Consider the following 11,200-nt stretch of genomic DNA (forward strand, 5'->3'; position numbering starts at 1 on the left):
GGAGTCCGCGACACGCTGAAGCTGCGGCCGGCGCTGCATCTGCGCGGCCGGAATTGGCGTATCCTCAGGGCGACAACCGGAGCCTTCCCATGACCCGCATCCCCGCCGCGGCCGCGGCCGCCGCCGCCTTCGCCCTGCTGACCGCGCAAGCTGCGCCCGCCGCCGCGGCGCTGAAGACCGCCGTCTTCGCCGGCGGCTGCTTCTGGTCGGCCGAGCACGACATCGAGCACACGCCCGGCGTGGCCAAGGTGGTGGCAGGCTACTCCGGCGGGTCCTTGCGCAATCCGACCTACCGCGACCACGAGGGGCATCTGGAATCGATCCAGGTGGCCTACGACCCGGCGAAGATCAGCTATCCGCAGCTGGTGGACGCCTTCTTCCACCACATCGACCCGACCGATCCGAACGGCCAGATCTGCGACCAGGGGCCGTCGTACCGGACCGCAGTATTCGTGGGCTCGCCGGAAGAGCGCGCCCAGGCCGAGGCGGTGAAGGCCCAGGTCGCCAAGGCGCTCGGCAAGCCGGTGGCCACCAAGGTGCTGCCGGCGGCGACCTTCTGGCCGGCCGAGGCCTATCACCAGGACTACGCGCGCAAGAATCCGGTCAACTACCAGGCCTATCGTATCGGCTGCCGCCGGGATGCGCGGCTGAAAGCGGTCTGGGGCGGCCGCTGATCAAGCTTGTGGCAATCTTGTCACTACCCCGTACCGGGCTGAGTTTTCTGTAACAAAAGTGTTGCCGATCGGGGTCATTTGTTCCCGCCAAAGTTAGGGAACGTGGCGGCTCCTCTCGGGGCCTCGCGGATGCTTGGGGGCGCCGCTTAGCGGACGTTCGAGAGGGGTAAAATCGTGAGAATCAACTTGAACCGCGCACTTTGCGCGTCGACGGCGCTTGCCACCGGCCTGCTTATGGCGGGCGGCGCCTTTGCACAATCCTCCGGCACCGCTGTCGTGGAAGAGCTGGTGATCACGGGCGCACGGGGCCCGCTCAACCAGGGCGGGATCGTCGCCGTGGAGGCGCCCAAGTCCCGCTCCACCATCACTCAGGAGTTCATCTCGCGGCAGCAGCCCGGCGCGACGGTGCTGGAGACGATCAACCTCCTCCCGGCGGTCAACTTCACCAACAACGACCCCTACGGTTCGGCTGGCGGCGACATCACGCTGCGCGGCTTCGACTCCCAGCGCGTGGCCCTTCTCGAAGACGGCATGCCGCTGAACGACACCGGCAACTACGCGCTCTATTCGAACCAGCAGCTGGATCCTGAGCTGATCGCCCGGGTCGACGTGAACCAGGGCACCACCGATGTGGACAGCCCCACGGCCGCGGCCGCCGGCGGCACCATCAACTACATCAGCAAGGTGCCGTCCGACGTCATGGGCATGCGCGCCGAGATCGGCGGCGGTTCGGACAATTTCCAGCGCTATTACGGCACCTTCGAAACCGGCAAGTTCGGCCCGTGGGGGACCAAGGCCTGGCTCAGCGCCACCTACACCCGCAACGACCTCTTCCGGCCGAAGAATTCGCCGATCGACGCACCCGGCAAGATCGAGAAAAAGCAGTTCAACGCGCGGATTTACCAGGATCTGGGCGACAACGGCGACTTCGTCAGCCTGATCGCCCACTATAACGTGAACCGGAACAACTTCATCCGCCGGATCAGCCTCACCCAGTACAACATGCAGGGCGTGACCGCGGCGAACCGGCCGGACACCGCCTGGGTCTATGATGCGACCTGCACGCGCCCGACGCCGGCGGCGGGCACGGCGCAGAACGAAGCGACCACCGCCAGCGGCTTCACTGCCGCCTGCGGCAACTACTACAATAACAACATCAACCCCTCGAACACCGGCAACATCCGTGGGCAGAGCAGGTTCCACCTGCTCGACAACCTGATCCTGACGGTCGACCCCTCGTTCCAGTACACGCTGGCCAACGGCGGTGGGCGGACGATCATGCCGGAGTCCGACCTGCAGTTGCGCACCGCGACCGACCTGAACGGCGACGGCGACGCCCTGGACCGCGTGCTGCTCTACTGGCCGAACACCAGCAACACGCGGCGTTACCTCGTGACCTCGTCGCTGATCTGGAACGTCGCCAAAGACCATACCTTCCGGTTGGCCTACACCTACGACAAGGGCCGTCACCGTCAGACCGGCGACGCCGGCTACTTCGACCAGAGCGGCAACCCCGAGAACGTGTTCGGCGGCAAGAACGGCTACGGCGAAAAGGTTCTTCTGTCGGACGGCACGAGCTTCCGCCGCCGCGACCGCTACTCGGTCGCCGAGCTCAACCAGTATTCCGCCGAGTATCAGAGCCGCTGGCTCGAGGACAAGCTGCTGGTGAACGTGGGCGTTCGTCTGCCCTACTTCCACCGTGAGCTGAACAACTACTGCTATCAGCGCGACACCTTCAACGCCTTCTGCACCACGCAGACGCCGTTCACGGTGACCGGCACCAATGATGGAGCCGGCGTACCCTTCGTGGTCTTCCCGACGAGCGCCAATGCTCCGGCTGGCTCCGGCGTCTTGACCGCGGCGCAGCTCGCCGCCTTCCGGGCGGTCTATGGGGCGACGGCCAATCCCAGCGTCTATTTCGGCCAGCCCCGCAGCTTCGAGCGCAATTACCACCGCGCTCTGCCGAGCGCCGGCGTGCGCTATGACGTGACCGACCAGATGTCGGTCTACGCCAGCTACGCAGAGGTTTTGTCGGCGCCGCGTACGGACGATCTCTACGACCGTAACGCGGTGAGCCCGAAGGCCGAGCTCAACCATGCCTACGATATCGGTTGGCGCTACCAGACGCCGACCCTCATGGCCACGCTGACCGCCTTCTACAACAAGTTCGAGAACCGGATCGAACGCCAGTTCGACGAGAACGCGCAGATCTTCTTCTCGGTGAACGTCGGCGAGGTGCAGCTCAAGGGCTTCAACGGCGAGATCGGCTGGCAACCCACCGACGCGCTCAACCTCTACGGCTCGCTGTCCTACGTCGACTCCGAGATCAAGAACGATTTCCCGAACGGCGCTGGCGGCGCGATCCTGGCTACCAAGGGCAAGGAGCTCTACGAGACGCCGAAGTGGCAGGGGGCGACCCGCCTGACCTACAGTGTGACGGACAACGTCTCGGTCGGGGTGCAGGGCAAGTACGTCGGCGAGCGCTGGTCCAACCTCACCAATACCGAGAAGGCGCCGAGCTACACCCTCTGGGACCTCGACGCGCGCTATATGGTCACCGCCTTCGGCCTGAAGAACACCTACCTGCAGCTCAACATCAAGAACCTGTTCGACGAGCGCTATCTCGGCGACATCACCACCAACACCAACGGGAACGGCCAATTCCAGCCCGGCTACCGTCGGACCTTCATCGTGACCCTGCACGCCGAGATCTGATCCGGCGCGCTACGGTTTGAACAAGGAGGGCGGCCGCAGCGATGCGGCCGCCCTTTGCTTTATCGTCGCGCGGCGCGCGCATTCTTGACGTGGGGGCCCCCTGGGGCCATCTGCGCGCGGCTTGGGTCGTCGAGGGTCGAATGAAGGTCATGGTTCCTGCCGAATGGGCGCTGCACCGCGCCATGTGGCTGGGTTTTCCCAGCCATGAGGAGCTGTGGCAGGAGGATCTGCCCGAAGCTCAGGCCGAGGTGGCGGCCTTGGCGCGCGCCCTGGCGGGTCCCGGCGGCGAGCGGGTGCGGCTGTTGACCGGCTCGGCGCAGGGCGAGGCGGACGCCCGCCGGCTGCTGGGCGAGGTCGACGGCGTCGAGATCGTGTCGGGCGCCTTCGGCGACATCTGGCTGCGCGACACGGGCCCGATCTTCGCCCGGACCGAAAAGGGACCGCAGGCCCAGGGCTTCCGCTTCAACGGGTGGGGCGGCAAGTACGAGCTGGAGCACGACGACACCGTCGCCGAACAGATCGCCGCGGCCTCGGGCGCGCCGCTCGCGCGTCACGACTTCATCCTGGAGGGCGGGGCGGTCGACCACGACGGCGAGGGCACCGTGCTGACCACCGGCCAGTGCGTGCTGAACGCCAACCGCAATCCGGGCTGGGACGTCGAACAGGCCGAGCGCGCCTTCGCCGAGAGCCTGGGCGCCCGGAAGGTGCTGTGGCTGGGCGAAGGCCTGCTCAACGACCACACCGACGGCCACGTCGACAACCTGGCCCGCTTCGTCGCGCCGGGCGTGGTCGCCTGTCCGATCGCCTGGGGCCGCGGCGACCCGAACGCCGACGCCTATGACGACGCCGCCCGCAGGCTCGCCGGCATGAGCGATGCGGCGGGGCGCAAGCTGCAGGTGATGCGCATTCCCTCGCCGGGCTTCGTCGAGGGTCCGGAGGGCGGCCCGATCCCGGCCTCGCACATGAACTTCCTGATCGCCAACCGGGCGGTGATCGTGCCCCTCTACGAGGAGCGGCCGGGCGCGATGGCGATCGAGGCGTTGAAGGCGATCTTCCCCGACCGCACGGTGATCGGCCTGCCGTCGCTGGCCATCCTCACCGGCGGCGGTTCGTTCCACTGCATCACCCAGCAGGAGCCCGCCTGATGACGCGCAGCCTGACCGTCGCCGCCATCCAGACCGCCTATGGCGAGGACCTGGGCGCGAACATCGCCAAGACCGCCGGCTTCATCCGCGAGGCCGCCGCCCAGGGCGCCCAGGTGATCCTGCCGTCGGAGCTGTTCCAGGGGCCCTATTTCTGCGTCGCCCAGGAGGAGCGCTGGTTCGCCACCGCCCATCCGTGGCGCGAGCATCCTTGCGTCACCGCGCTGGCGCCGCTGGCCCAGGAACTGGGCGTGGTGCTGCCGATCTCGATCTTCGAGCGCGAGGGGCCGCACTATTTCAACAGCCTGGTGATGGTCGACGCCGACGGCTCGCTGATGGGCGTCTACCGCAAGAGCCACATCCCCGACGGTCCCGGCTATATGGAGAAGTATTACTTCCGGCCGGGCGACACGGGCTTCAAGGTCTGGGACACCCGCTTCGGCCGGATCGGCGTCGGCATCTGCTGGGACCAGTGGTATCCGGAGTGCGCGCGGGCGATGACGCTGATGGGCGCCGAGGTGCTGCTCTATCCGACCGCCATCGGCTCGGAGCCGCATGACGCGACGCTCGACACGGCTGCGCCCTGGCGCCGCGCCATGCAGGGGCACGCGGTCTCCAACGTGATCCCGGTGGTGGGCGCCAACCGCACCGGATTCGAGCCCTGGGCCGGCTATCCGAACGGCGGCCAGCAGTTCTACGGCTCGAGCTTCATCGCCGATCACCGCGGGGATCTGGTCGCCGCCTTCGGGCGGGAGGACGAAGGCGTGCTGAGCGCCGAGTTCGACCTCGACTTCCTGACCGCGCACCGCGCCGCCTGGGGCTTCTTCCGCGACCGCCGCCCCGACCTCTACGGCGCGCTGGCGCAGGGGCGTCCGGTCTGATGGATGCTCCCCCTCGGGGGCAGGGCGATCGCATATCGGATGCTGGCGGGTCAGGTGAGCGGTTCCCCACGACTGTCATCCCGGTTTCGCTCCGCGAAAAACCGGGATGACAGTCGTGGGGTGTTTCGCCCGGCGCGCCATATGCGATCGCCCGGCCCTCGGTGGAGGACCTGGGACACTGAATTGCCGCTCCAAGCCCGATCCGTTAGAAGCGGACCTACATGTTGCGCCCGCGCGCTCCGAAAAGCGCCGCGCCCCCTGATCGAAGGCCCTCTATGACCACGTCCCAGACCCCCGCCGGCGAGATCTCCGGCACCGTCCTCTTCTACTCGCGGCCCGAGCCGCTGAGCCCCGAACTGCACGGCAAGATGGGGGTCAAGCGCCTCGACGCGCCGTTCAAGTTCGCCAAGTCCGGCCACGCCATTCCGCTGACCGTCGGCGAGTTCCCGCTGGCGGCGGTGACGGGGCCGATCATCTTCGTCGGCGACGAGAAGCTGCCGCTCTCGGTGATGGGTCTGAACGCCGGGGACAACATGTTCCTGCGCCCCGACGGCCTGTTCGAGCCGGGCGTCTACATCCCGGCCTATGTGCGCCGCTATCCGTTCGTCTTCGCCAACGACGACAGCAACCAGCAGATGGTGCTCTGCGTCGATCGCGACGCCGAGTTCGTGGTGGAAGGCGGCGACCTGCCCTTCTTCGACGAGAAGGGCCAGCCCAGCGACTACACCAAGGCCTGCATGGAGTTCTGCAACAACTTCGAGATGGAGCGTCAGCGCACGATGAGCTTCGTGAAGCTGCTGCAGGAGCTCGACCTGTTCGAACTGAAGACCGCGACCTTCACCCCGCCGGTTCCCGAAGGCCAGCCCGCCCAGGAGCCGCAGAAGATCGCGGAGTATTTCGGCGTCTCCGAGGAGAAGCTGGGCAAGCTGCCGATCGAGAAATTCATCGAACTGCGCGACAATGGCGCGCTCGCCCAGATCTACGCCCACCTGCTGTCGCTGGTCGGCTGGGACAGGCTGATCTCGCTGGCCCTGGTCCGCGCCCAGCAGGCTCCGCAGGCGGCGAACGCGTAGGGGCCGTCGCGCCGAACGCCCCTTCTCCCACAAGGGGAGAAGGGATCTGCTTCAGCGCGCGAAAACGCCCCGCGTCAGGCAGGAGAAGACCAGCCGCCCGGCCTCGTCGAGGAGGTCGTGCTGGCAGATGACGATGCCCTTGCCTTCGCCGACCGGGTCCTTGGCCATCACCGTCATGCGGCCGCGCAGCAGCTCGCCGGCCGGCGGGTTGCGCAGCCAGCGCAGGGCGTCGACCCCCAGCCGCTTGGTCTGCGGCCAGTCGGTGTGGGCCACGGCGTCCAGCCGGGCCCAAAGGGCGAAGACCATGGCGTCGGGCGCGCCGCGCTCCACGGCCCAGCCGGGGGTGAAGGCGTCGACGAAGACCTGCAGGGCTTCTGGTTGGACGGCGCAGGCGCCGAGGGACACGACTTGGCCGATCTCGATATCGTCGAACGCAGCGGGCACGGGCGAGCGGCTCCTTTGGCGCGAAGGGATTCGCGGATGATGCGGCGGCGTCGCCTGCGAAGTCGAGCGCGGCTTTGCGGAAATCGCCCCGGGCGACCATATAGTCTCCGGACCGGGGGGCGCGCGAGAAGATGATGCGACTTTTGGCGGGCCTCATCCTGGCTCTGACGCTGAGCGCGGGCGCGGCGGCGGCCCCTTCTGGCTCGGGGCCGGTCGACACCGGCCACCTCACCGCCGAACTGGTGGCGCAGTCGCAGGGCGTCGTCCCGGGTCAGACCGTTTGGCTGGCCGTGCGTCAGAAGATCCAGAAGGGCTGGCACACCTATTGGCGCAATCCCGGCGACGCGGGTGAGCCGATGAAGCTTGGCTGGACCCTGCCGGCCGGCTGGCGCGCGGGCGAGATCGTCTGGGCGACGCCGCATCGGTTGCCGGTCGGGCCGCTGATGGACTTCGGCTACGAGGGCGAGGTGCTGCTGCCGGTTCCGGTGACCGCGCCGCCGACCGCCCGGCCGGGCGACACGATCCCGGTCAAGCTGGCGGCCTCCTTCCTGGTCTGCGCCGAGACCTGCGTTCCGGAAGACGCCCTGCTGACGCTCGACCTGCCGGTCGTCGCCACGACCGCGCCGGTCGACGACAAGTGGGGGCGCGCCGTGACCAAGGCGCTCGCCGAAGCGCCGAAATCGGCGGGTCTGCAGGCGGTGTTCGAGCGCCGCCCCACGGGCCTGGCGCTCGCCGTCACCGGCCCGGCTCTGACAGCGCCCGAGGGGCGCGACGCCTACTTCTATCCCTTCGCCTCGACGGTGATCGAACACGCCAAGCCGCAGACCGTCGAGCGCGGGCCCGCCGGCCTGACGCTGACCCTGCAGCCTGGCTACGATTTCACCCAGGGCAAGCCCCCGTCCAGTCTCGCCGGCGTGCTGGTCACGGACGGCAAGGCCTATGAGGTCGCCGCCGCTCCGGGCGCTCCGCCCGCAAGCGCCGCGGGTCTCGGACCGCCGCCGGCCAAGGGCGACGGGGCGGGCTTCAGCCTGGCGCCGGCCGCGGTATTCGCCTTCCTGGGCGGGCTGATCCTCAACCTGATGCCCTGCGTCTTCCCGGTGCTGGCGATGAAGGCCGCGGCGCTCGCCGGACATGCGCGCGAGCAGACCGGGGTGCGCCGCCAAGGCCTGGCCTTCGGGGCCGGGGTGATGCTCACCTTCCTCGGCCTGGCCGGCCTGCTGATCGCCTTGCAGGCCGCCGGCGCGGCGGTGGGCTGGGGCTTCCAGCTGCAGTCGCCGCCGGTGGTCGCAGGCCTGGCCCTGCTGATCCTCGGCGTGGCGCTCAACCTCTCCGGCCTGTTCGAGGTCGGGACCTCGCTGCAGGGCGCAGGCTCGGGCCTGGCCACCCGCCAGGGCCTGGCGGGCGCCTTCTTCACCGGCGCGCTCTCGGTGGTGGTGGCCGCGCCCTGCACGGCGCCCTTCATGGGCCCGGCGCTCGGCTGGGCGCTGACCCAGTCGCCGGCGGCGGCGATGGTGGTGTTCGCAGCCCTCGGCCTCGGCTTCGCCCTGCCGTTCGTCCTGGTCTCCCATGCGCCCGGCCTGATCGCCCGACTGCCCAGACCCGGTCCGTGGATGGACGCCTTCAAGAAGGCGCTGGCCTTTCCGATGTACGCCGCTGCGGCCTGGCTCGCCTGGGTGCTGACGGTGCAGGCCGGCTCGTCGGCGCTGGCGCGGCTGCTGGCCGCCGCGGTGGCGGTCGGGCTCGCCGCCTGGCTGGGCGGCGCCGCCCAGCGGCGGCATGCGGCGGGCGGCCGCGCGCTGGTGCTGGGCGGGGCGGCGGCGGCGATCGCCGTGCTGGCCGCGGGCGCAGCCGTCCTGGCGCCCTATGCGACGGCCGGATCGGCCACGGCGGGGCAGGGACCGGAGTCCGCAGCGCTCGCCGAACAACCCTACACCCCGGCCAGGCTCGCCGACCTGCGGGCGCGCGGTGCGCCGGTCTTCGTCAACTACACCGCCGCCTGGTGCGTCAGCTGCCAGGTCAACGACCGGGTGGCGCTCTCCACCCCGCGCGTCGCCGAGGCCTTCCGGCGCGAGGGCGTCGCCTATCTCAAGGCCGACTGGACCCTGCGCGATCCGGTGATCGCCGCGGACCTGGCGCGATTCGGCCGCGTCGGCGTGCCGCTCTACCTGGTCTATCCCAGCGGCGGCGGCGCCCCGGTTGTGCTGCCGACCATCCTCACGGAGGGAACCGTGCTCAAAGCGCTGGCAGCCGCGCGCGCCCCGGGTGGGGCAGGCTCGGTCCAGGCGCGTAGCGCGCTTGTCGCCGGCGCATGATCGTTTGCCTTGCCTGCGGCGTTAATCTGAGCTTTGCGGACTCTGACGCAAGCTGACGTTGCATGCCTCCAAGGGGTTGACCGATTGTCTGAACTCGACGCCGCATGGGCCGCGCTGAACGCCGCCGCCGACCGGGCCCGCGTCCGCCGGATCGCCAGCCTGTTCGATGCTGAACCCGGACGACTGGCCCGGCTGACGCTGGAGGCCGCGGGCCTGACCCTGGACCTCTCCAAACAGCCCTGGTCGCTGCCCGACCTGGCCGAGCTGCTCGACCTCGCCCGCGCGGCCGGCGTCGAGGCGGCGCGCGCCCGGCTGCTGGCCGGCGAGATCGTCAATCGCTCGGAGCAACGCCCGGCCCTGCACGTGGCGCTGCGCGCCCCGGCCGGCGCCGGACTGAAGGCCGCCGGTGTCGAGGTCTCCAGCGAGGTCGACGCGACCCGCGCGGCGATGAAGCGGTTCGCCGACGGCGTCCGCTCGGACACGATCCGAGGGGCGACCGGAAAGCCCTTCCGCGCCATCGTCCATATCGGCATCGGCGGCTCTGACCTGGGCCCCCGGCTGATCTGGGAGGCGCTGAAGCCGCTCGAGCCGCGGATCGACCTGCGTTTCGTCGCCAACGTCGACCCGGCCGAGCTCGCCCAGGCGCTCGCCGGCCTCGATCCGGCCGAGACTCTGGTCGTCGTGGTCTCCAAGACCTTCACCACGCTGGAGACCCTGGCCAACGCCGAGATCGCCCGCGCCTGGCTGCGCGCGGCGCTGGGCGAGGCCGGCGCCGACGGCCATCTCGCCGCCGTCTCCGCCGCGCCCGACCGGGCCCAGGCCTTCGGCGTCGCGCCGGACCGGGTGTTCGCCTTCTGGGACTGGGTCGGCGGCCGCTATTCGCTGTGGTCGGCGGTGGGCCTGTCGTGCGCGACGGCGCTGGGCTTCGCGGCCTTCGAGCGGATGCTCGCCGGCGCCCACGCCATGGACGTCCATTTCGCCGAGGCGCCCTTGGAGCGCAACGCGCCCGTGCTCCTGGCCCTGGCCCATGTGTTCAACCGCAACGGCCTGGGCCGGCCGATGCGGGCGGTGGTGCCCTACGCCCAGCGGCTGCGCCTCTTCGCGCCCTTCCTCCAGCAGCTGGAGATGGAGTCGAACGGCAAGCGGGTCGACGCCCAGGGGCGGCCGCTGACGCGCGGCACGGCGGCTTCGGTGTTCGGCGACGCCGGCACCAACGGCCAGCACGCCTTCTTCCAGCTGCTGCACCAGGGGACCGACATCATCCCCGTCGACATCGTGGCGGTGCGCGAAGGCTCCGAGGGCGATCCGGCGATGCAGCGTAAGCTGCTGGCCAACGCCATCGCCCAGGCCGAGGCCCTGCTGGTCGGCCGCGGCGAAGCCGAGGTCCGCGCGGAGCTGACCGCCAAGGGCCTCGATCCCGCCGAGATCGACATGCTCGCCCCCCAGCGCACCTTCCCCGGCGACCGGCCGTCCAGCTTCCTGCTGCTTGACCGCCTCGACCCCGAGCGGCTGGGCGCCCTGATCGCGCTCTATGAGCACAAGACCTTCGTCGAGGGCGTGCTCTGGGGCATCAACAGCTTCGACCAGTGGGGCGTCGAGCTCGGCAAGACCCTGGCGACCCGGGTGCTGGGCGAACTGGAAGGCGGCCCCGCCGGCGGCCACGACCCGTCGACCGAGGCGCTGATCGGGAAGCTGAAGGTCTGAGGCCGCAGCTAAACCCGGTCATCCTCGCGGAAGCGGGGACCCAGGCTCTTTTGTAGAACCACGAAATACACGAAATACACGAAAGAAAGTCTGTCCACGAACCACACGAACGGGTTCGAGACGGGGCGGCTTGATTGACCGGCCTGTGGCCGGTCCTTTCTTCTCACGGGCTTCACCGTGGCCCGCTCTCAGCGCCGGCCCTTTCGTGTATTTCGTGTATTTCGTGGACAAGAAAAGCCTGGATCCCCGCTTTCA

Annotated in this window: 8 protein-coding genes; 7 read left to right on the top strand and 1 reads right to left on the bottom strand. The window is 69.4% G+C overall.

Going from position 1 to position 11,200, the window contains the following annotated elements; translation table 11 throughout:
• Positions 1-89 precede the first annotated feature (89 nt).
• The 5 genes from msrA to ACSQ2B_RS18325 all read left to right on the top strand — a co-directional run bounded on the left by msrA (position 90) and on the right by ACSQ2B_RS18325 (position 6,485).
• The gene (msrA, locus tag ACSQ2B_RS18305) at positions 90-674 is read left to right on the top strand and encodes a peptide-methionine (S)-S-oxide reductase MsrA (protein ID WP_436052038.1); all 585 of its coding nucleotides are present in this window, start codon (positions 90-92) and stop codon (positions 672-674) included.
• 186 nt (positions 675-860) lie between these two features.
• Positions 861-3,389, top strand: a complete 2,529-nt coding sequence (locus ACSQ2B_RS18310) for a TonB-dependent receptor (protein ID WP_436052039.1) — start codon at positions 861-863, stop codon at positions 3,387-3,389.
• Between the two features lie 140 nt (positions 3,390-3,529).
• On the top strand, positions 3,530-4,534 hold the full coding sequence (locus ACSQ2B_RS18315; RefSeq protein ID WP_436052040.1) for an agmatine deiminase family protein: 1,005 nt from the start codon (positions 3,530-3,532) through the stop codon (positions 4,532-4,534).
• A complete protein-coding gene (aguB, locus tag ACSQ2B_RS18320; protein ID WP_436052041.1) occupies positions 4,534-5,412 on the top strand; it encodes an N-carbamoylputrescine amidase in 879 nt (292 codons plus the stop codon). The genes ACSQ2B_RS18315 and aguB overlap by 1 nt, the downstream gene beginning before the upstream one ends.
• A 275-nt stretch (positions 5,413-5,687) precedes the next feature.
• Positions 5,688-6,485, top strand: coding sequence for a SapC family protein (locus tag ACSQ2B_RS18325; protein WP_436052042.1), 798 nt, complete (start codon positions 5,688-5,690; stop codon positions 6,483-6,485).
• 51 nt (positions 6,486-6,536) lie between these two features.
• Here ACSQ2B_RS18325 and ACSQ2B_RS18330 read toward each other — a convergent pair whose 3' ends face one another.
• On the bottom strand, positions 6,537-6,929 hold the full coding sequence (locus ACSQ2B_RS18330) for an acyl dehydratase (protein ID WP_436052044.1): 393 nt from the start codon (positions 6,927-6,929) through the stop codon (positions 6,537-6,539).
• Positions 6,930-7,060: 131 nt separating this feature from the next.
• Here ACSQ2B_RS18330 and ACSQ2B_RS18335 point away from each other — a divergent pair, with 131 nt between their 5' ends.
• On the top strand, positions 7,061-9,241 hold the full coding sequence (locus ACSQ2B_RS18335) for a protein-disulfide reductase DsbD family protein (protein ID WP_436052046.1): 2,181 nt from the start codon (positions 7,061-7,063) through the stop codon (positions 9,239-9,241).
• Between the two features lie 84 nt (positions 9,242-9,325).
• A complete protein-coding gene (pgi, locus tag ACSQ2B_RS18340) occupies positions 9,326-10,945 on the top strand; it encodes a glucose-6-phosphate isomerase (RefSeq protein ID WP_436052047.1) in 1,620 nt (539 codons plus the stop codon).
• Positions 10,946-11,200: the final 255 nt, after the last annotated feature.

It is taken from the genome of Phenylobacterium sp. LjRoot225 (assembly GCF_964252855.1).
In the GTDB taxonomy this organism is placed as follows: domain Bacteria; phylum Pseudomonadota; class Alphaproteobacteria; order Caulobacterales; family Caulobacteraceae; genus Phenylobacterium.

What these genes read in the sequence shown, in the direction of transcription:
- msrA (WP_436052038.1), top strand. Translation starts at nt 90, where the DNA reads ATGACCCGCATCCCCGCCGCGGCCGCGGCCGCCGCCGCCTTCGCCCTG.
- ACSQ2B_RS18315 (WP_436052040.1), top strand. Translation starts at nt 3,530, where the DNA reads ATGAAGGTCATGGTTCCTGCCGAATGGGCGCTGCACCGCGCCATGTGG.
- aguB (WP_436052041.1), top strand. Translation starts at nt 4,534, where the DNA reads ATGACGCGCAGCCTGACCGTCGCCGCCATCCAGACCGCCTATGGCGAG.
- ACSQ2B_RS18325 (WP_436052042.1), top strand. Translation starts at nt 5,688, where the DNA reads ATGACCACGTCCCAGACCCCCGCCGGCGAGATCTCCGGCACCGTCCTC.
- ACSQ2B_RS18335 (WP_436052046.1), top strand. Translation starts at nt 7,061, where the DNA reads ATGATGCGACTTTTGGCGGGCCTCATCCTGGCTCTGACGCTGAGCGCG.